The sequence below is a fragment of the Dellaglioa sp. CoH-56-MRSF-13 genome (genome assembly GCF_056782095.1).
The window spans coordinates 124,880-146,118 of sequence record NZ_JBXAYC010000004.1 but is presented as its reverse complement, the minus strand read 5'-3'; the positions used below and the strand labels follow the sequence as shown (position 1 = coordinate 146,118).

General features: G+C 35.8%; 24 protein-coding genes and 1 pseudogene. 24 read left to right on the top strand and 1 reads right to left on the bottom strand.

Annotated features, from left to right (window positions below; genetic code table 11):
• Positions 1-3: 3 nt before the first annotated feature.
• The 23 genes and pseudogenes from prfA to AC1RP1_RS05745 all read left to right on the top strand — a co-directional run bounded on the left by prfA (position 4) and on the right by AC1RP1_RS05745 (position 19,558).
• Positions 4-1,089 carry a peptide chain release factor 1 gene (gene prfA / locus AC1RP1_RS05855; protein WP_409022299.1) on the top strand — a complete coding sequence of 362 codons (1,086 nt, stop codon included), beginning with the start codon at positions 4-6 and terminating at the stop codon, positions 1,087-1,089.
• Positions 1,082-1,927, top strand: a complete 846-nt coding sequence (gene prmC, locus AC1RP1_RS05850; protein ID WP_481761636.1) for a peptide chain release factor N(5)-glutamine methyltransferase — start codon at positions 1,082-1,084, stop codon at positions 1,925-1,927. Before prfA ends, prmC begins: the two co-directional genes overlap by 8 nt.
• Before the next feature lie 16 nt (positions 1,928-1,943).
• Positions 1,944-2,927, top strand: a pseudogene (locus tag AC1RP1_RS05845) (L-threonylcarbamoyladenylate synthase); the annotation flags it as partial.
• Positions 2,928-2,960: 33 nt separating this feature from the next.
• Entirely contained in the window at positions 2,961-4,223 is a 1,263-nt protein-coding gene (gene glyA, locus AC1RP1_RS05840; protein ID WP_481761720.1) for a serine hydroxymethyltransferase, read from the top strand.
• A gap of 64 nt (positions 4,224-4,287) precedes the next feature.
• On the top strand, positions 4,288-4,917 hold the full coding sequence (gene upp / locus AC1RP1_RS05835; protein WP_409022301.1) for a uracil phosphoribosyltransferase: 630 nt from the start codon (positions 4,288-4,290) through the stop codon (positions 4,915-4,917).
• Between the two features lie 218 nt (positions 4,918-5,135).
• Complete coding sequence (gene atpB, locus AC1RP1_RS05830) at positions 5,136-5,846, top strand: F0F1 ATP synthase subunit A (RefSeq protein WP_409022302.1); 711 nt, start codon at positions 5,136-5,138, stop codon at positions 5,844-5,846.
• Positions 5,847-5,876: 30 nt separating this feature from the next.
• Complete coding sequence (gene atpE / locus AC1RP1_RS05825) at positions 5,877-6,089, top strand: F0F1 ATP synthase subunit C (RefSeq protein WP_409022303.1); 213 nt, start codon at positions 5,877-5,879, stop codon at positions 6,087-6,089.
• Between the two features lie 71 nt (positions 6,090-6,160).
• Positions 6,161-6,670, top strand: a complete 510-nt coding sequence (atpF, locus tag AC1RP1_RS05820; protein ID WP_409022304.1) for a F0F1 ATP synthase subunit B — start codon at positions 6,161-6,163, stop codon at positions 6,668-6,670.
• Position 6,671: 1 nt separating this feature from the next.
• Positions 6,672-7,214, top strand: a complete 543-nt coding sequence (atpH, locus tag AC1RP1_RS05815) for an ATP synthase F1 subunit delta (RefSeq protein WP_481761637.1) — start codon at positions 6,672-6,674, stop codon at positions 7,212-7,214.
• Positions 7,215-7,245: 31 nt separating this feature from the next.
• Positions 7,246-8,763 carry a F0F1 ATP synthase subunit alpha gene (atpA, locus tag AC1RP1_RS05810; RefSeq protein ID WP_481761638.1) on the top strand — a complete coding sequence of 506 codons (1,518 nt, stop codon included), beginning with the start codon at positions 7,246-7,248 and terminating at the stop codon, positions 8,761-8,763.
• Positions 8,764-8,794: 31 nt separating this feature from the next.
• Positions 8,795-9,742 carry a F0F1 ATP synthase subunit gamma gene (locus AC1RP1_RS05805; protein WP_481761639.1) on the top strand — a complete coding sequence of 316 codons (948 nt, stop codon included), beginning with the start codon at positions 8,795-8,797 and terminating at the stop codon, positions 9,740-9,742.
• Between the two features lie 23 nt (positions 9,743-9,765).
• Positions 9,766-11,166: a F0F1 ATP synthase subunit beta gene (gene atpD, locus AC1RP1_RS05800; RefSeq protein WP_409022308.1), complete on the top strand. Its 1,401-nt coding sequence runs from the start codon at positions 9,766-9,768 to the stop codon at positions 11,164-11,166.
• A 13-nt stretch (positions 11,167-11,179) separates the two neighbouring features.
• Complete coding sequence (locus AC1RP1_RS05795) at positions 11,180-11,599, top strand: F0F1 ATP synthase subunit epsilon (protein WP_481761640.1); 420 nt, start codon at positions 11,180-11,182, stop codon at positions 11,597-11,599.
• A gap of 138 nt (positions 11,600-11,737) precedes the next feature.
• Positions 11,738-11,971 carry a DUF1146 family protein gene (locus AC1RP1_RS05790; protein ID WP_409022310.1) on the top strand — a complete coding sequence of 78 codons (234 nt, stop codon included), beginning with the start codon at positions 11,738-11,740 and terminating at the stop codon, positions 11,969-11,971.
• 17 nt (positions 11,972-11,988) lie between these two features.
• Positions 11,989-13,293, top strand: coding sequence for a UDP-N-acetylglucosamine 1-carboxyvinyltransferase (gene murA, locus AC1RP1_RS05785; protein WP_481761641.1), 1,305 nt, complete (start codon positions 11,989-11,991; stop codon positions 13,291-13,293).
• A 94-nt stretch (positions 13,294-13,387) separates the two neighbouring features.
• Complete coding sequence (gene mreB, locus AC1RP1_RS05780) at positions 13,388-14,374, top strand: rod shape-determining protein (RefSeq protein ID WP_409022312.1); 987 nt, start codon at positions 13,388-13,390, stop codon at positions 14,372-14,374.
• A gap of 85 nt (positions 14,375-14,459) precedes the next feature.
• A complete protein-coding gene (gene yidD, locus AC1RP1_RS05775; protein ID WP_409022313.1) occupies positions 14,460-14,720 on the top strand; it encodes a membrane protein insertion efficiency factor YidD in 261 nt (86 codons plus the stop codon).
• Complete coding sequence (locus AC1RP1_RS05770; protein ID WP_409022314.1) at positions 14,713-14,934, top strand: DUF2969 domain-containing protein; 222 nt, start codon at positions 14,713-14,715, stop codon at positions 14,932-14,934. The genes yidD and AC1RP1_RS05770 overlap by 8 nt, the downstream gene beginning before the upstream one ends.
• 72 nt (positions 14,935-15,006) lie before the next feature.
• Positions 15,007-16,227, top strand: a complete 1,221-nt coding sequence (locus AC1RP1_RS05765) for an FtsW/RodA/SpoVE family cell cycle protein (RefSeq protein WP_481761642.1) — start codon at positions 15,007-15,009, stop codon at positions 16,225-16,227.
• Between the two features lie 45 nt (positions 16,228-16,272).
• Positions 16,273-16,632, top strand: coding sequence for an arsenate reductase family protein (locus AC1RP1_RS05760; protein WP_481761721.1), 360 nt, complete (start codon positions 16,273-16,275; stop codon positions 16,630-16,632).
• A gap of 370 nt (positions 16,633-17,002) precedes the next feature.
• Positions 17,003-18,040 carry a methionine ABC transporter ATP-binding protein gene (locus tag AC1RP1_RS05755; protein WP_481761643.1) on the top strand — a complete coding sequence of 346 codons (1,038 nt, stop codon included), beginning with the start codon at positions 17,003-17,005 and terminating at the stop codon, positions 18,038-18,040.
• Positions 18,030-18,734, top strand: coding sequence for a methionine ABC transporter permease (locus tag AC1RP1_RS05750; protein ID WP_409022317.1), 705 nt, complete (start codon positions 18,030-18,032; stop codon positions 18,732-18,734). Before AC1RP1_RS05755 ends, AC1RP1_RS05750 begins: the two co-directional genes overlap by 11 nt.
• Positions 18,735-18,751: 17 nt before the next feature.
• Positions 18,752-19,558, top strand: a complete 807-nt coding sequence (locus tag AC1RP1_RS05745; protein ID WP_481761722.1) for a MetQ/NlpA family ABC transporter substrate-binding protein — start codon at positions 18,752-18,754, stop codon at positions 19,556-19,558.
• A gap of 39 nt (positions 19,559-19,597) precedes the next feature.
• On the opposite strand, the gene AC1RP1_RS05740 is transcribed toward AC1RP1_RS05745, so the two are convergent.
• Positions 19,598-20,314 carry a gamma-glutamyl-gamma-aminobutyrate hydrolase family protein gene (locus tag AC1RP1_RS05740; protein WP_481761644.1) on the bottom strand — a complete coding sequence of 239 codons (717 nt, stop codon included), beginning with the start codon at positions 20,312-20,314 and terminating at the stop codon, positions 19,598-19,600.
• Between the two features lie 135 nt (positions 20,315-20,449).
• Here AC1RP1_RS05740 and sufC point away from each other — a divergent pair, with 135 nt between their 5' ends.
• Entirely contained in the window at positions 20,450-21,232 is a 783-nt protein-coding gene (gene sufC / locus AC1RP1_RS05735; RefSeq protein ID WP_481761645.1) for a Fe-S cluster assembly ATPase SufC, read from the top strand.
• Positions 21,233-21,239 lie beyond the last annotated feature (7 nt).

Sequence of the window (21,239 nt, the reverse complement as noted above, 5' to 3'; positions counted from 1 at the left end):
AAAATGGATGAAATGTATGATCAATTACAATCAGTTGATGATCGCTATGAAGAATTAGGCGAATTATTGTCTGATCCTGAGATTATTTCAAATAATAATCGGTTTATGGAATTATCAAAAGAAATGGCAAGTATCCGCGAAACAGTTGAGAAATATCGCCAATATAAAGTTGTTGTTCAAGAACTTGCAGATGCTGAAGAAATGCTAGGCGAAAATTTAGATTCTGAAATGGCTGAAATGGCTAAAGAAGAATTATCTGACGCAAAGAAAGCAAAAGCAGCTTTAGAAGAAGAAATTAAGGTACTATTAATTCCTAAGGATCCTAATGATGATAAAAATATTATCATGGAAATTCACGGCGCTGCCGGTGGGGATGAAGCTAGTTTATTTGCTGCAGATTTATTCTCAATGTATTCTAAATACGCTGAGAAGCAAGGTTGGACTGTTGAAATTGTGGATAAAAATGTGACTGAAGTCGGTGGTTTTAAAGAAATTGTCCTGTTGATTAATGGTGATAGTGTCTTTTCTAAGCTGAAATATGAAAGTGGTGCACATCGAGTTCAACGAATTCCATCAACAGAATCAGCTGGACGTGTGCATACTTCTACTGCAACAGTAGGTGTTATGCCTGAAGCAGAAGATGTTGAAATTGAAATTGATGCAAAAGATATTAGAACGGATGTTTATCGTTCTTCTGGTGCCGGTGGACAACATGTTAATAAGACATCATCTGCTGTCCGAATGACCCATTTACCAACAAACATTGTTGTAGCTATGCAAGATGAACGTTCACAACAACAAAATCGTGAAAAAGCTATGAAAATTTTGAAGGCTCGAGTTTATGATTTCTATTCACAACAAGAACAAAGTGCTTACAATGAAAATAGAAAATCAGCTGTTGGATCAGGGGACCGTTCAGAACGAATTAGAACTTATAATTTCCCTCAAAATCGTGTGACTGATCATCGAATTGGATTATCATTGAATAAATTAGATCGTGTTATGAATGGTGAACTTGAAGAAGTAATCGATTCATTGATTTTATATGATCAAACACAAAAAATGGAAAAGTTGCAAGAAAATGACTAATCCAACCTACTATGAAGCCTTGAAATGGGCTTCTTTGTGTATAGAGGAACATAAGTTAGAAGTTGAAAGTGGTCAGTGGTTATTATTAGAGCGACTAAGCTGGTCAACGACTGATTTATTAATGAATTATCAAACAAAAATGCCAAAAAATGAGTGGCAACAATATCAGATAGATATTCAGCAATTTTGTGATGGAATGCCGGCACAATACATTATTGGTCATGCCTACTTTTTTGGTATGCAATTGAAAGTGACCGAAGCAACCCTTATTCCGAGACCTGAGACGGAAGAATTGGTAGAATGGATGTTGGAGACATTGCCTGCTAATGAGAAGTTGGTAATTGCTGATATTGGAACCGGTTCTGGAGCAATTGCGATTGCTTTAAAACAACAGCGACCAAATTGGCAAATCTTTGCAAGTGATATTTCTAAAGAAGCAATTACGGTTGCCAAAAAAAATGCACAAGCACAGCAAGTTGATGTAACATTTTTGATTGGAGATTTAACAGAACCTATTCATGAATTGAAAGTGGATGTCATCGTGTCTAATCCACCATACATTGCCGAAAATGAGCGAGATGTGATGGATAAAAGTGTGATTGAACATGAACCGCAAGTCGCATTATTTGCAGCTGAAAATGGTCTAATCTTGTATCGAAGAATGATAGAAGAGGTGGCTCGCTTCACGCAAAAACCAAGAGATATTTTCTTTGAAATAGGGTATCAACAAGAAAACGCCGTGATAAAGATGTTAACAAACGCATTTGAAAATGCAGTTTTAATAGAAGGAAAAAAAGATAGTTTTGATAATCAAAGAATGATTCACGCAAAATTATAAAAGGGGTGTTGAGTTAATGGAAACAATTATTTATCAACCTAATGAAATAGAAACTGCTGCAGAGTTATTAAAGCAAGGACAATTGATCGCATTCCCAACTGAAACAGTGTACGGATTGGGTGCCGATGCGACAAATGAAGAGGCAGTCAAACAAGTGTATGCTGCAAAAGGTCGACCAAGTGATAATCCACTAATCGTACACGTTGCCGATGTAGAGACAGTTCGGGAATATGCACAACCACTTACTGCCAATGTGGAAAAGTTAATTAAAACATTTTGGCCGGGTTCATTGACGCTTATCCTTAAATTAAAAGCAGGAGCTCTTTCAAAGACTGTTACAGGCGGTTTAGAAACTGCAGCCTTTAGAATGCCAGATAACAAAGTTACATTAGATTTTATTATTAAGTCGGGCGTTCCAATTGTTGGCCCTTCAGCTAATACTTCAGGTAAACCTAGTCCAACAATGGCAGAACATGTTGCTCATGATTTGAATGGTAAAATTGCTGGTATCATTGATGATGGGCAAACAAAAGTAGGGGTGGAGTCAACTGTCTTAGACATGAGTACAGATGAACCAACAATTTTGAGACCTGGAGCAGTTACTCAGTCACAAATTGAGGATGTAATTGGACACGTTAGTGATGATACACATGAAGTTGCCGAAGGAGAAACGCCAAAAGCACCTGGGATGAAGTATCGACATTATGCACCAAGAGCACAAGTTGTGATTGTTGATTCAACACAAAATTGGTCAGATATTTTAGACTGGGTCGCTAAACAAGATATTGCAATCGGATTAATGGCAAAAGAAGGTCAAATTGATACGGATCAGATACCTAAGAATAGTGGCTATTCTTCTTTAGGAAAAACAATTGAATCAGCAAGCCAATCACTTTTTGACGGTTTACGCTACTTCGATGACAACCCTAATGTTCAAATGATTTTAGTTGAAGGGTTTGATAAAAAGGGATTGGGTGTTGCTTACATGAACCGTCTTGAAAAAGCAGCAAGTAGCCAAAATATTGTTGAACTTATGGATGCTGAAAAAGTGAAATATAAACAACAGGATAAAGAATTGTGGGATGCAATCGCTCATGAAGAAAAACGCCAAGAGGACAATATTGAATTAATTGCGTCTGAAAATATCGTTTCTGATGCTGTACGTGCTGCACAAGGTAGCGTGTTAACCAATAAGTATGCTGAAGGGTATCCTAATAAGCGTTACTACGGTGGTTGTGAGTATATTGATGTAGTTGAACAATTAGCTATTGATCGTGCTAAGGCACTATTCCATGCTGAATATGCCAATGTACAACCACATTCTGGTTCACAAGCTAATATGGCCGTTTACCAGGCATTTTTAGAACCTCAAGATAAGATTTTAGGAATGAAATTAAACGATGGTGGACATTTAACGCATGGTTCACCAGTAAATTTCTCAGGTGAATTGTACAATTTTGTTAGTTATGGTGTTGATTCTAAAACAGAACGTTTAAATTATGATGCTATTCGAGAGATAGCACTTAAAGAAAAACCTAAAATGATTATTGCTGGAGCCTCAGCTTATAGTCGAATGATCGACTTTACAAAATTTAGAGCAATCGCTGATGAAGTTGGCGCCTATTTAATGGTAGATATGGCTCATATTGCTGGTCTTGTAGCTACTGGACTGCATCCAAATCCCGTAGATGTAGCTGATGTTGTTACGACAACAACGCATAAAACGTTACGTGGCCCTCGTGGTGGAATGATTCTTGCTAAAGAAAAATATGCTAAAAAACTAAACTCGGCAGTTTTCCCTGGTACACAGGGTGGCCCACTTGAACACGTAATTGCTGGGAAAGCGGCAGCATTCTATGAGGCAGCGCAACCAGCATTTACGGCGTATATGTATCAAGTTGTTCAGAATTCACAAGCAATGGCTGGCGTATTTGCACAGTCAGATTTAGTGAGAGTTATTTCTGGTGGAACTGATAATCACTTAATGAACTTAGATGTAACACCTTCTGGGTTAAATGGAAAAGAAGTTCAAAACTTATTAGATCGTGTTCATATTACTGTGAATAAAAATACAATTCCAAATGAATCATTGAGCCCATTTAAAACGTCTGGAATTCGAATTGGAACGCCAGCAATTTCTACTCGTGGGTTTGACAGCGAAGACGTAAAAGTGATTGCAATTCTAATTCTATACGCAATTCAATTTCACGATGATGACGATAAATTAGCCGAAATTGGTTCGCAAGTTTTAGCATTATCTAAAAAGCATCCTATTTCACAAATTAAATACGTTTAAGACTAGTATTTTAGGTAATAATTCGCTAAAATAGAATAGACTAAATTTAAGGGAGTGTTTCGTAATGGGCAAATTTCAAGTGATGGACCATCCGTTAATTCAACACAAATTAACGATTATACGTGATAAGAACTGTGGTACAAAAGAATTTAGAGAAGTTGTTAATGAAATTGCTGAACTAATGGTATATGATGTTTCTCGCGATTTTGCTTTAGAAGATGTTATCGTTGAAACACCTATGGGTAAAACAACACAAAAAACATTGGCTGGTAAGAAAATTGCTATTATTCCTATTTTAAGAGCTGGTTTAGGGATGGTTGATGGTATTTTGGAATTATTACCAGCAGCTAAAGTTGGACATATTGGTATGTACCGTGATGAAACAACATTCCAACCAACAGAATATTTTGTAAAAATGCCTGAAGATATTGCTAGTCGTGATCTTCTTGTAGTAGACCCAATGCTTGCTACTGGTGGTTCTGCTATTATGGCAGTTGATGCATTGAAGAAGCGCGGCGCAAAGACAATTAAGTTTGTTTGTCTTGTTGCGGCTCCAGAAGGTGTTGCAGCTTTACGTGAAAAACATCCTGATATTGATATTTATACAGCAGCACTTGATGATCACTTGAATGAAGATGGCTACATTGTCCCAGGTTTGGGCGATGCAGGTGATCGATTGTTTGGTACGAAATAAATTAAATGAATGGCCCTTAGAATGCTTATGCGTAAGCCGTCTAGGTGTCATTTTTTTTAATGTGAAAAAAAACTCAAAATAAGTCAGAATTTCTTTTGTATTTTATTTCAATTGGTGGTATGATTTCTTTTGTAATTGGAGAATATTTATAAAGTTATTCTCTTTAATTTATACCGTTTTATACGGTCAAATAAAAGTTTGGAAAGAGGTGAAATTCTGTGGATGGAGATGCTTTCGTTGTGAATTTTTATGGCCTACCTTTCAATATTACGAATGTCGTTTCCGGTTTACTTGCATGTGTGATTGTCGCGATGATAGCTATTGTATTATCGAGAAGACTGACCATGAAACCGACTGGTAGACAAAATGTTTTGGAATGGCTCATTGATTTCACCAATGGGATTGTTAAAAGCGCAATGCCAGGAAAAGAAGGTAAGAAGTTTAATTTATTAGCATTTACGTTATTCTTATTTATCTTTGTATCTAACCAAATGGGTTTATTTTTACAAATAGGTTTTGGCGACAAGACGTTGATTAAAAGTCCAACGTCGAGTCCGCTAACGACACTAACGTTTGCATTTTTGATTCTGCTATTATCACATTTTATGGGTGTTATTCAATTCGGATTTAAGGGATATATTAAAAATTCCTATTTGAGTCCAGTTGCATTTCTTTTACCTATTAACTTGATTGAAGAATTTACAAATTTGCTAACATTAGCTCTTCGTTTGTACGGAAACATTTACGCTGGGGAAGTATTATTAACGTTAATTGGTGGTGCAGTTTCTATGGGCCCATTAATGACTATCGTGGCTTTACCAGTTGAAATGATCTGGCAAGGATTCTCTCTGTTTATCGGAAGTATCCAAGCTTACGTATTCGTAACATTGTCAATGGTTTATATCGGTGGAAAAGTACAAAAAGAATAAAACAAGATATCTAAGGAGGAAACAATTATTATGGGATTATTAGCAGCAGGTATTGCAGCTGGTTTAGCCGCTGTCGCAACAGGTATTGGTAATGGTTTAGTTATTTCTAAAACAATCGAAGGTATGGCTCGCCAACCAGAATTATCTGGTCAATTACGTTCAACAATGTTTATTGGTGTTGGTTTGATTGAAGCCGTTCCTATTATTGCTATCGTTATTTCATTCTTATTGATGGCTAAATAATTTTTGAAATTAAGTTTGATTCTTCGTTGATACAACGAAATATATTAATTTTAAAAAGGAGGTGTCAATAGATGTTTTCAGATTTAGTTTTCGGTGCAGTTGGTAATTTTCAAACTGGTGATTTCTTATTCTATATTATTTCGTTTGTTATTTTGATGTTAATCATCAAACACTTTGCATGGGGTCCTGTCACAAAAATGATGAGTGACCGTGCAGATAAAATTGCAAATGATTTAGATTCTGCTGAAGATTCAAGAAAAAAAGCCGATATTTTGGCAACTGAACGACAAGACCAATTAGATAATTCACGTCAAGAAGCATCTGAAATTGTTAGTCGTGCAAAAGATAACGGTAAAAAGCAACATGATGATATCGTTTCTGGAGCTCAAGATGAAGCAACGACGTTGAAACAAAATGCTGTTAAAGATATTGAACAAGAACGCCAAGAAGTATTGAGTAGCGTTCAAAGTGATGTCGCTGAATTATCTATTGAAATTGCTTCTAAGATTATTCAAAAAGAATTAAATGAGAATGATCAAAAAAACTTAATCAATTCTTATATTGAAGGGTTGGTAAAGTAAAATGAAATTAGATAAGGCAACCGTTGCCAATCGTTACGGTGAAGCCATCTTTGAAATTGCTGATGAACAAGGTAATATTGTTGCCTTTTCTGAAGAATTAGAGGAAGTTAGACAAGTTTTTCTTGCTAATCCACAATTGAGTGAAGTGCTTGTTGATGCACGTCTTAATTTGTTAGAAAAGCAAGACCTTGTTAAGGTCTTACTCAAAGATGCATCTCCAATTATTGCAAACGTTATCCAAATGGTCTTTGATTATGGTCGAATGGGTGATATGGTTGGAATAATTGAAGAATTCGAACGATTATGCGATGTTAAAGAAAAAATTGTACATGCAACCGTTACAACTGCAATTGAGCTTGATGATAGTCAATTAACGAAATTATCAAGTAAGTTTGCAGAAAGAATCGGTGCAAATAAGATAGTATTTAACAATATTATTGATGAAAAAATTATTGGTGGCGTTATTATTGAAGCCAATAATCAGATTTTTGATGGATCAATTTCATCAAAAATCAACAAAGTAAAACGATTATTAGCGGAGTAACATATTAAAGTAGTTAAGAGGTGAACCTTGTATGAGCATTAAAGCTGAAGAAATCAGTGCTTTAATTAAAGAACAATTGGAACAATATAAAGACGAACTTATCGTTGATGAAGTAGGTACCGTTACTTATGTTGGTGATGGTATTGCTCGTGCACACGGTTTGGATAACGCTTTATCAGGAGAATTGTTAGAATTTTCTGACGGTACTTATGGTATGGCTCAAAATCTAGAAACAAACGATGTTGGTATCGTTATTTTAGGTGGCTATGAAGGTATCCGTGAAGGCGACGTTGTCAAACGTACGGGTAGAATCATGGAAGTTCCTGTTGGTGAAGAACTTATCGGACGTGTTGTTAATCCTTTAGGCCAACCCATCGATGGTAAAGGTGATCTTAAGACAAACAAAACTCGTCCAGTCGAAAAAAAGGCTCCAGGAGTTATGGATCGTAAGTCAGTTGATCAACCTTTACAAACTGGACTTAAAGCTATTGATGCTTTAGTTCCAATTGGCCGTGGACAACGTGAATTGATTATTGGTGATCGTAAGACTGGTAAAACATCAGTTGCTATTGATACGATTTTAAATCAAAAAGATCAAGACATGATTTGTATCTATGTTGCTATTGGACAAAAAGAATCAACTGTTAGCGCACAAGTGGAAACGTTACGTCGATTAGGCGCAATGGACTACACAATTGTCGTTAGTGCTGGTCCTGCTTCTCCCGCACCATTATTATGGTTAGCTCCATATACTGGTTCAGCAATGGGTGAAGAATTCATGTATAACGGTAAACATGTCTTGATTGTATTTGATGATTTATCAAAACAAGCAACGGCTTACCGTGAACTGTCATTAATTTTGAGACGTCCGCCGGGTCGTGAAGCTTATCCTGGTGATGTTTTCTACTTACATTCACGTTTACTTGAACGTGCAGCTAAGTTAAGTGATGAATTGGGTGGTGGTTCAATGACTGCTCTTCCATTTATCGAAACACAGGCTGGTGATGTTTCTGCATATATTCCTACTAACGTAATTTCGATTACTGATGGTCAAATTTTCTTGGATAGTGATTTATTCTATTCAGGTACTCGTCCAGCTATTGATGCTGGTACATCAGTTTCTCGTGTTGGTGGGTCAGCTCAAATTAAAGCAATGAAGAAAGTTGCCGGAAGCCTTCGTTTGGCTCTTGCATCATTCCGAGAATTAGAATCATTTTCTCAATTTGGTTCTGATTTAGATGCCGCAACACAAGCTAAATTAAATCGTGGACATCGTACGGTTGAAGTACTTAAACAACCATTACACAAGCCATTAGTTGTTGAAAAACAAGTTTTAATTTTATATGCATTAACACATGGATTCTTGGATTCAGTTCCTGTTGATGATATTCTTCGTTTTGAAGGTGAAATTTTTGATTTCTTTGATAATAATCATAGTGATCTTTTAAATCACATCAAAGAAACAGGTAATTTACCTGACGAAGATAAATTTGATGCTGCAATCAAAGACTTTTCAGAAGGTTTCCAAGTAACTCCTGAAAAAGCGTAAACTAAAAGTAAATGAAAGATGGTGAGAATTAATGGGTGCTTCATTAATGGAAGTAAAGCGTCGAATCGTTTCAACTAAGAAAACGGGACAAATAACTGGCGCAATGCAAGTTGTTTCGACTGCTAAGTTAAGCCAAATTCAGCGTCATACTCAAAGTTATCAGATATATGCTTCTAAAATTAGAAGTGTCATTACCCATCTTGCCCAATCTCACCTTTTAGATGCTAAAGCTGGAAAATCAAAGCAATCATCTGAGAATGATAGTTCAAAATTTTCAGGTTTTGATATGTTACAAAAGAGACCTGTTAAAAAAAGTGGTTATTTAATTATTACTTCTGATCGTGGTTTAGTTGGTAGTTACAATAGTAACGTAATTAAACAAACATTAGATTTGATGAAGCAAAATGGCCATACTGTAGATAATGCTGTTATTATTGCTGTTGGTGGTACTGGTGCTGACTTCTTTAAAAATAGAGGATATGAGGTTGCCTACGAATACCGTGGTGTAAGTGATATTCCAACGTTTATTGAGGTTCGTGAAATCGTTAAATCAGTAGTAACAATGTATAACAGTGAAGTTTATGATGAATTATTTGTTTGTTATAATCATTTCGTTAATAGTTTACAATCGGACTTTCATTCTGAACAAATGCTTCCTATTTCAGAAGTGAATATGGATACAGATGCAGAAGGTATTGAAACGTCTAATGTGATGGGGAATGAAGATTATGATATGGAACCTTCAGGAGACGCAATTCTTGAAGTTGTTCTACCTCAGTTTGCTGAAAGCTTAGTATATGGTGCGATTTTAGATGCTAAAACAGCTGAACATGCTTCAAGTTCTACAGCAATGAAATCTGCGACAGATAATGCTAAAGATATTATTGCATCATTAGAATTAAAGTATAATCGTGCACGTCAAAGTGCTATTACAACAGAAATTACAGAAATTACTGGTGCAACAGCTGCTTTAGAGTAAAATGACAGGAGGAAATACAGAAGATGAGTCTCGGTAAAGTTGTTCAAGTTATCGGGCCCGTCGTCGATGTACAATTCTCTTTAAACGAAACCTTACCAGATATCAATAATGCGTTAAAAGTTACACGTGAAGATGGAACTGCTCTAATTATCGAAGTTACGCTTGAATTAGGTGACGGAGTTATGAGAACAATCGCCATGGATTCTACGGATGGCTTGCAACGTGGAACAGTTGTTGAAGACACAGGTGCTTCAATTTCTGTCCCTGTTGGTGAAGATACTCTTGGTCGAGTGTTTAACGTTTTAGGAGATACCATTGATGGTGGTCCTGAATTTAATAAAGATGCAGAGCGCAGTAGCATCCATAAAGATGCTCCTAAATATGATGAATTAAGTGCAAGTACTGAGGTTCTTGAAACAGGAATTAAAGTTATTGACTTGTTAGCCCCTTATATTAAAGGTGGTAAAATTGGATTATTCGGTGGTGCCGGTGTTGGTAAAACTGTTTTAATTCAAGAATTAATTCATAATATTGCTCAAGAACATAATGGTATTTCAGTGTTTACCGGTGTTGGTGAACGTACTCGTGAAGGTAATGACCTTTACTTTGAAATGAAAGAATCCGGCGTGTTAGAGAAGACAGCCATGGTGTTTGGTCAGATGAACGAGCCGCCTGGTGCCCGTATGCGTGTTGCATTGACTGGTCTTACAATTGCGGAATATTTCCGTGATGAAAAAGGACAAGATGTGCTATTGTTTATTGATAATATTTTCCGCTTTACACAAGCTGGTTCTGAAGTTTCAGCCTTATTAGGCCGTATTCCTTCAGCCGTAGGTTATCAACCAACATTAGCTACTGAAATGGGTCAATTGCAAGAACGTATCACGTCAACTAAAAAAGGTTCAGTTACATCAATTCAAGCAGTTTATGTTCCAGCTGATGATTATACTGATCCTGCTCCTGCAACGACGTTCGCCCATTTGGATGCAACAACTAACTTGGAACGTAGCTTAACGCAACAAGGTATTTACCCAGCTGTTGATCCTTTGGCTTCAACTTCAAGTGCTTTGACACCTGAAATTGTTGGAGAAGAACATTATCGTGTTGCTACGGAAGTTCAACATACGTTACAACGTTATCGTGAATTACAAGATATTATTTCTATTTTAGGTATGGATGAATTATCTGATGATGAAAAAGTAATTGTAGCACGTGCGCGTCGCATCCAATTCTTCCTTTCACAAAACTTTAATGTTGCCGAACAATTCACAGGAAAACCTGGATCATATGTACCAATTGCTGAAACAGTTCAAGGATTTAAAGATATTCTTGATGGTAAATATGATTCACTTCCTGAAGATGCTTTCAATGGTGTCGGCCCAATCGAAGATGTTATTGAAGCAGCAAATAAAATGGCAAAATAGGGGGTAATAACAGATGGCTGAAGATTCAGTTTTGACCGTTAGTATCGTCACTCCTGATGGTAGTGTTTATGACAATAATGCTAAAATGATTATTGTTAAAACACCCAGCGGGGAAATGGGTATTTTACCCAATCATATTCCAGTTATTGCTTCTCTTGATATTGATGCTGTCAGGGTTAAGGTAAATGATAATGAAGAAGATGAAATTGCCGTAAGTGGTGGATTCATTGAATTTTCAAAAAATGTCGCAACGGTTGTTGCAAATGCAGCAGAATGCCAAGAAGATATTGATGAAAATCGTGCACAGGCTGCTAAAAAAAGAGCTGAGCAGATGATTTCTACTGCAAAACAAACACATAATGTTGATGAACTTAAAAGATCTGAAATTGCACTTAGACGTGCAATCAATCGAATTAATATCTCTAAACATTAATACAAAAGTGGGTGCTGGATTTATTCAGTACCTTTTTTTGTATATACATATTAAATATTTCATTTTTGTTACAAATATTAGCGACAAGTGGTACAAAATATGCTATGCTTATGACGAATAAATTTTAGGAGTGTTTTGATGAATACTGTGGGAATCCAATCGCTAGTTACTTTAATGAGTCATCTAATGTTTATTGGAATTGCTTTTTGGGCAATTCAAGGGTTACGAATAGACAGGTTTTTCCCACAAAGTAGCCAACAAAGAATCAAAGTTTTAATTGTCTTATTGGCTATTTTATTAGGATATACAAGCAGTGCCTTTTTCTTAAATTTTATTGATAATGTTCGTAATTTAGTTTTTTTAGTTAAATAATAACGGGGGAATAACTTGTGGAAAAAATAATCGTCAAGGGTGGAAACTCACTCAATGGAACAGTGCATATAGAAGGCGCAAAGAATGCAGTATTGCCAATTCTAGCAGCCGGAATTTTAGCAAGTAGTGGTGAAAATACACTGTCAAATGTACCAGTTTTGTCAGATGTCTTTACAATGAATAACGTACTACGTTTTTTAAATTTAGACGTTGACTTTAATGAAGAAACTAATGAAGTTAAAATGAGTGCGACTAAAGAATTATCACCAGAAGCACCATTTGAATATGTTTCAAAAATGCGTGCTTCTATTGTTGTAATGGGACCACTTTTGGCACGACTTAAACATGCGAAGATTGCAATGCCTGGTGGGTGTGCAATAGGTTCTCGCCCAATTGATTTGCATTTAAAAGGTTTTGAAGCAATGGGTGCGCATATTGAACAATTCGATGGTTATATAGAAGCAACTGTAGATGAATTAAAGGGTGCCAACATTTATCTTGATTTTCCAAGTGTAGGTGCAACTCAGAATATTATGATGGCTGCAACATTAGCTACTGGTACAACTGTGATTGAAAATGTTGCAAGAGAACCAGAAATTGTTGATTTAGCTAATATTTTAAATAAAATGGGTGCTAAAGTACAAGGTGCTGGTACCGAAACAATTCGCATTCATGGTGTTAAGGCATTACATGGCGCTGATCATGCAGTTGTCCAAGATCGGATTGAAGCAGGGACATTCATGGTTGCTGCAGCAATGACTCAAGGTAATGTTTTAATCGAAGAGGCTATTGCGGAACACAATAAACCATTAATTTCTAAATTAGAAGAAATGGGCATTGACGTTATCCAAGAAGACAATGGTATCCGAGTAATTGGAACAGAAAAAATTAAACCAACTACAGTTAAAACATTGCCTCATCCAGGGTACCCAACTGATATGCAGCCTCAAATGACTGTCCTTCAATTAATGGCAGATGGTACAAGTATTTTAACAGAGACGGTATTCGAAAATCGTTTTATGCATCTTGAAGAATTACGACGTATGAATGCAAAATTTAAGATTGAAGGCAACTCAGTTGTCATGTATGGTCCAACTGACTTCAATGGTGCAGAAGTTGCTGCTACAGACTTAAGAGCTGCTGCAGCACTTGTGCTAGCAGGATTAGTAGCTCGTGGTTATACACAAGTTACACATCTTGAATATCTTGATCGAGGCTACTATCATTTCCATCAAAAGTTAGAAGCTTTGGGTGCTGAAATTAAACGTATCAATGATGATACACAAGATATAATTATTAAGACAGAAAATGAAGTAAAATAGAAGAAATGTCCATTTTGGACATTTTTTTATTGTATAGGTATATGGTATAATGCTTACATTAGTGTAAGTTTTAAGTGCCGAGAGGAGAAGCATAATGGCTAAAGATATTGGTATTGATTTAGGAACCGCAAATGTATTAATTAACGTACAAAATAAAGGAATCGTCTTAAATGAACCATCTGTTGTTGCAATTGACACAAAATCAGGTCGTGTATTAGCAGTTGGATCAGAAGCATATAAAATGGTTGGTAGAACACCTGGTAGTATTAGAGCTATCAGACCTATGAAAAATGGTGTCATTGCTGATTTTGATATTACAGAACAAATGTTAACTTACTTTATTAAAAAATTAAATGTGAGCGGCTTTTTATCAAAACCAAGTATTTTGATTTGTTGCCCAACAAATATCACATCAATTGAACAAAAAGCAATTATTCAAGCTGCTGAAAAAGCTGGTGGTGGCAAGGTTTATCTTGCTGAAGAACCTAAAGTTGCAGCTATTGGTGCTGGGTTGGATATTTATCAACCCCGTGGTAGTTTAGTGATTGATATTGGTGGTGGTACAAGTGATGTTGCCGTTATTTCATTAGGCGATATTGTAGCAAGCCGTTCATTACGTGTTGCTGGTGATCAATTGAATAGTGATGTTATCAATTTTGTTAAGCAAAAACATAACCTTCAAATCGGTGAACGTACAGCTGAAAAAGCTAAAATTGAAATTGGGACAGTTTACCCAGACAATCGTGCATTAGAAATGGAAATTCGTGGACGAGATGTTGTTACTGGTTTACCAAAGACAGTTGTGCTTAGCTCTGCTGAGATTGAAGAAGCAACTCATGATACAATGCAAGCAATCGTTGCAGCAACTAAAGAAGTTCTTGAACAAACACCACCAGAATTAGCATCAGATATTATTGATACTGGGATTATTTTAACAGGTGGCGGTGCATTATTAGATGGTGTTGATTTATTAATGTCATCGAACTTAGATATTCCTGTTATGGTGTCAGAAACACCATTGGATGATGTCGCAAAAGGAACTGGATTCTTGTTAGATCATATTGAAAAACAAGGTAGATAACAACTGTGATACTGGTTATTAAGGGAGGTCTATTAACGGGGCAATCTGTTGATGGACCTTTTCATATAGGAGGTGTCATTTATTTATGCAAAACTTAATGCTTGCACCAATCAAGTTTTATCAAAAATTTATTTCACCGATGTTTCCACCTAGTTGCCGGTACTATCCAACATGTTCAAACTATATGATTAAGGCAATTCAAAAACACGGTGCAAAAGGTATTATTATGGGTATCGGTAGGATTTTACGATGCCATCCTTTTGTCAGAGGCGGATACGATCCCGTACCTGATTACTTTACCGTACGAAGAAATAAGAACCCTAAAGGAGAAGAAAAGCATGTCTAAAAAAGAAAAAGAGATTGAAGTAGCAGAAAATGATATTAAAATTAATGGTGAGGATGCAGTTTCATTAACCGTTGGCGGTATTGAAATTGGTACAGTCATTCAACAAGATACAAAATTTGTTGCAACATTAAGTAACGGTGAGATATTCAAAGCTAAAACTCGTGATGAAGGTATTGATACTTTATTGCGCGATTTTCACTTACATCGCGGTTAATTAGTCAATTATTAAATTTTAGCCTATTCAAAAATTTAACGAAATAAGTGACATAGTGTGGAGGGGAATTCTATGAGTAGTAGAAAAGATGAGGTCGATAGTGAGTCAAGAATTGATTATGGTATTATTTTTGCCGTTTTAGTCTTGGCAATTATTGGGCTTGCCTCAATTTACGTATCAGCATCCCATGATACTAGTGCGACCTCAATTGTTAGCCAAATGGTTTCACAGTTAATGTGGTACGCTATTGGTGTCATTGCAATTGTCGTTATTATGCAATTTGACTCAGAACAATTATGGCGAGTCGCACCGATAGGGTATTTTATTGGCCTGTTTTTATTGATGATTGTTTTAGTCGTATATAGTCGACCTTTATATATAAACACAGGTGCTAAAAGTTGGATACCATTAGTTGGTTCGTTAACGTTCCAACCATCAGAAGTTATGAAGCCAGCATTTATATTAATGTTGGCGCGTGTGGTTACGATACATAACAATGATTATCCAACTCATAAAATTGGGACAGATATTATTTTATTAGCCAAAATGATAGCATGGACGTTACCAGTAGTTATTTTATTAAAACTGCAAAATGATTTTGGAACAATGCTCGTTTTCTTTGCTATTTTAGGTGGTGTCATTTTAGTTTCAGGTATCACTTGGAAGATTATTGGACCGGCATTTGGAACGGTGGCTGTTGTAGGTGGAACGGCATTATATATGGTTATTTCAACAACTGGTCGATCAATTCTAGAAAAAGTTGGCTTTTCTGCCTACCAATTTGACCGAATTGATAACTGGTTAGATCCATCAAAAGATACATCCGGAACAGGATATCAATTATGGCAAAGTATGAAAGCCATTGGATCAGGACAAATGACTGGTAAGGGATTTAACGTGTCAAATGTTTATGTTCCCGTCCGTGAATCTGATATGATTTTTTCTGTTATCGGCGAAAACTTTGGGTTTATTGGTGGTTGTATTTTAATCTTTATTTATTTCTTACTCATTTATCGAATGGTTCGTGCAACCTTTGATACGAAGAATGAATTTTATGCTTACTTATCTACTGGGGTCATTATGATGATTTTATTCCATGTTTTTGAAAACATTGGGATGAGTATTGGGTTACTACCTTTAACAGGTATTCCATTACCATTTGTCAGTCAAGGTGGGTCTGCTTTAGTAGGAAATATGATTGGAATTGGCTTAATTATGTCAATGCGATACCATCATAAGAGTTACATGTTCAGTAGCGAAGACGAAGATTTTGATAAAAAGATAAGGCAGTGATTCTATTATGGAATCACTGTTTTTTAAAACTAGGAGGTTTTGATGATGATTGATTTTTATTGGTATCCTAAATGTTCAACTTGTAGAAAAGCAAAACAATGGTTAGACGAAAATGAGGTTGAATACCATATAATAGATCTTATCCAAGAAACACCAAAGGCGAGTCTAATCGAAAAATGGTTGAATGAGTCTGGTCTTCCAGCAATATCTTTTTTTAATACACAAGGAAATAAGTATCGTGAATTAAATCTAAAAGATAAACGACCAACGATGACAATTCAGCAATCAAGTCAAATTTTAGCATCAGATGGGATGTTAATGAAACGTCCGGTATTAACTGATGGAACAAAATTAACGACCGGATTCAGTGAAGATGTTTTTACAGAGACATGGTTAAATAAATAAAACTGTTGACATTAAATTTTAATCTAGCTATAATCAACTACAATAAGAAATACAGATAAGACGTTTTGAAAAGATGAGTAAATTTTAGTAATTAGTTAAGAGAATCCTGGTAGCTGAAAAGGGATCAAAATTACGGAATTGAATATGGTCTTGGAACGTTTGGTAGATGAGCAATGTTAATCTACCTTGGGTACGCCCAATACAGCGGAAAGGTATCGGTTATATTAAAACCCGTACCTGATGAGATTGTTATCGTGAGGTAACAATAAAACAAGGTGGTAACACGTGAAGTTTATAACTTCTCGTCCTTCCGTTTATTAAACGGGGGATGGGAGGTTATTTTTTTGCAGAAAAATTAGGAGGTATTAACATGATTGAGTTTAAAAATGTATCAAAAGAGTTTATCACGAAAAGTGGTAAGGTTAGCGCTGTTTCTGATGTGAATCTTTCGGTGGAAGATGGTAGCATCTTAGGTATTGTAGGATATTCAGGTGCTGGTAAAAGTACATTAATTAGAATGCTGAATGGATTAGAGACACCAACTTCGGGTGAAGTTGACGTTAATGGCGCTAAAATCGCATCTTTATCGGGTAGAACATTGAGAAAGCAACGTCAAAAAATTGGCATGATTTTTCAACATTTTAATTTACTCTGGTCACGAACGGTTGTGGAAAACATCATGTTTCCACTTGAACTTGCTGGAATAAGTAAAACTGAGCGGTTGTCCAAAGCTGAAGAATTAACAACATTAGTTGGGTTAAAAGGTAAAGAAAATGCATATCCTTCTGAGTTATCTGGTGGACAAAAGCAACGAGTTGGGATTGCTAGGGCTTTAGCGAATGATCCTGAAATTTTGATTTGTGATGAAGCAACAAGTGCGCTAGATCCACAAACAACAGATGAAATATTAGATTTATTACTTCAAATTAATCATAAATTGAAATTAACAATTGTATTAATCACTCATGAAATGCATGTGGTTCGTAAGATATGTGATCACGTTGCTGTAATGGAATCTGGAAAATTAGTGGAGAGTGGACTTGTCTTAGACGTCTTTAAGCGTCCGAAACAAGACGTCACAAAACGATTCGTTAATCAGGAGGTCACACCAGCTCTACATGATACTGAACTTGCTGTAAATGAATTAATTGAAGCTTATCCACAAGGGTTGATTGTTCAATTAACCTTTCACAGTACGCAGACGCAAATGCCAATTATCTCTGAAATGTTAAGACAAATTCCAGAAGTTGATTTTAATATCGTTGAGGGTTCCATTCATCAAACTCAAGGTGGCCCAATTGGAACATTATATATTCAATTAACTGGTCCAAAAATAAGTTTAGATCAAACCGTTCCATTCTTGCAAAAAATGAAAGTAGAAACGGAGGTATTGCATTATGGGGACTAATACTTGGGCGTCATATTTTAACTTTAATGCTGTTAACTGGGATGAATTCTGGTCAAATACTTGGGAAACAATCAGTATGACATTAATATCTACAATAGCCGTTACAATTTTGGGTATTATCTTAGGTCTTATTTTATTTGAAACAAAACAAAAAACGACCGGTAAAATAAGTATCTGGGTAAAAATAATTAATTGGATTGTTTCAGCCATGGTTAACATTTTTCGTTCAATTCCGTTTATTATTTTAATTGTCTTATTATTGCCTTTTACTAAGGCTTTAGTTGGTTCTATTATTGGACCGATTGCAGCATTGCCAGCTCTAATCCTCTCGGCGGCTCCATTTTATGCACGAATGGTGGAACTTGCTTTTCGTGAGATTGATTATGGTGTGATTGAAGCAGCTGAAGCAATGGGTGCTAACAAGGCACAAATCATTTGGAAAGTACTATTACGAGAAAGTTTACCAGCTCTTATTTCAGGGGCGACAGTTACTGGAATTACAATTATTGGGTACACGGCAATGGCTGGTACGATTGGTGCCGGTGGGCTAGGAAATTGGGCTTTCATTGAAGGTTATGGTGCTAATAATAATACTGTTACACTAGTTGCAACGGTCACAATCATCATTATTGTTGCCATTTTTCAACTTATTGGTGATCATTCAGCTAAATTAATCGATAAACGAAATAATTAAGGGGTAACCTCATGAGAATAAACAAAAAGTTCATTTTTTCATTTCTATTTTTGACTCTTTTATTAGCTGGATGCGGGAAACAATCAAATGGAATGACTACTTTGACAATTGGTGCTAGTAATATGCCCCATGCAGAAATTCTAGATCATGTAAAACCAATGTTGGCAAAAGAAGGTATCGATTTAAAAGTTAAAGTTTTTCAGGATTATGTGATGCCTAATAAAGCGACTGAATCTGGTGATTTAGATGCTAATTATTTTCAACATAAACCATTTTTAGATAATTGGGACAAACAGAATAATGGTGATTTAATAAGTGTTGGAAATGTTCATCTTGAACCAATCGGTGTCTATTCTAAACAAGTTAAAAAGTTAACTGATTTGAAGAAAGGAAGTACGGTTTTAGTATCTAACAGTATTTCAGATTATGGTCGTGTTTTAACTATTTTTAAAGATGCTGGATTAATAACCCTGAAAAAAGGGACAGACGTGGCAACTGCAAATTTTGCTGATATCAAAACAAATAAATTAAATTTAGTTTTTAAGCATACGTATGAGCCAAAATTGATGTCTGATTTATATGAAAATAATGAAGGCTCAGCCATCATTATTAATGCAAATTATGCGGTTGAAGCTGGATTAAATCCAACGAAACAAGCTATTGCATTAGAACGTAGTACATCATCATATGCGAATTTAGTTGCTGTCGCACCAAAAAATAAAGATAATCCTGCGATTAAAAAGTTAGTTAAAGCACTACAATCTAAAAAGACACGCGAATGGATTTTGAATAAGTATAAAGGTGCCGTTATTCCTGCAAAATAAAGAGAATTGAATTAGTCGACATGACTAATTCAATTCTCTTTATTTTGCAATTTTATTAATTAGCCATTTGAAAATAGCTAAATCTGATGGTTCTCTTATATAAGACATTTCGGGATGCCATTGAACACCTAAAATGAGACCGTCATTACTACTGATACCTTCAATTAGGCCATCTGAACTTGTCGCAATGGCCGTTAATGAATCACCTAAACGGTTAATGGCTTGGTGATGGTACGTATTGACACGAAGCGTTGAACCATAAGTATCTGATAAATAATTATTTGCTTTAATCGATACAGAATGTGTGGCGTATTCTGGTAATGTTGGATCTTGTAAATGCTTAACTTGCCAATTTGAATAGTCACTTAAATCTTGATAGAGTGTTCCACCAAAAAAGACGTTAAGTATTTGTAGTCCACGGCAAATACCAAGTATTGGTATTTTTCGAGAAATAGCTTCCTTGATTAAAGCGAGCTCCATTTCGTCACGTGGGGGATTTAATTCTTCTAATTTTGGATGAGGTTCTTGGCCGTATAAGATTGGTGAAACATCTTGACCACCTGCTAATAGTAAACCATCTACCAAATCAAGATAACTAGATGCGTTTGCTAAATCAGTAGGAATGATTAGTGGTAAACCGCCAACTTCAATAATGGCATCAATATAGCCTTGAGGTGTATAAGTAATTTCGTTAATGTGCATGCCTGTAATTGGATTTCGATTAGGATTTCCAACAATACCGATAATAGGTTTCATAAATGAACCTCCTCAAAATTTACTTTTTATTAGTTTAACTTAATTAAATAAAGATTGCGAGTCTCGAGGCTCCATTGAAATGGATAATTTATTAAGATAGAATGGAATATATTAATGAATCGGAGGAATGCTAAAATGTCGACACTTGAGGTTAAAAATTTACATGTAGAAATTGAAGATAAAGAAATTTTAAAAGGTGTTAATTTAAAAATGTCGACTGGAGAAGTACACGCAATCATGGGTCCAAATGGAACAGGTAAATCAACTTTATCTGAGGCCATTATGGGGAATCCTGCGTATAAAGTGACAGAAGGCGAAGTATTGCTGAATGGTGTAAACATTTTAGAACTACCTGTTGATGAGCGAGCTCGAGCAGGATTATTTTTAGCAATGCAATATCCTTCAGAAATTCCTGGTGTAACAAATGCTGAATTTATGCGTGCAGCAATCAACGCACGTCGACCGGAAGATAAACAAATCCCAATTCGAGAATATTTAAAGAAATTAGATAAAACGATGACAACTTTAGATATGACTGAGGAAATGGCTGATCGTTATTTAAATGAAGGTTTTTCAGGTGGCGAAAAGAAACGTAATGAAATTTTACAACTGATGATGATTGAACCAAAATTTGCTATTTTAGATGAAATTGATTCAGGTCTAGACATTGATGCATTGAAAGTTGTTTCGAGAGGCGTAAATGAAATGTTGAAAAATGCGGAATTTGGAACACTTATGATTACGCATTACCAACGTTTGCTGAACTATATTGTGCCTGATGTGGTGCACGTTATGATGGATGGACGGGTTGTTAAAACGGGTGGCGCCGAACTTGCAGAAAAACTGGAAGAAGAAGGCTATGCTGGTTTGCGTGATGAATTAGGGCTAGACATTACTTTAACAGACGAGAACCTTTAGTGGAGGG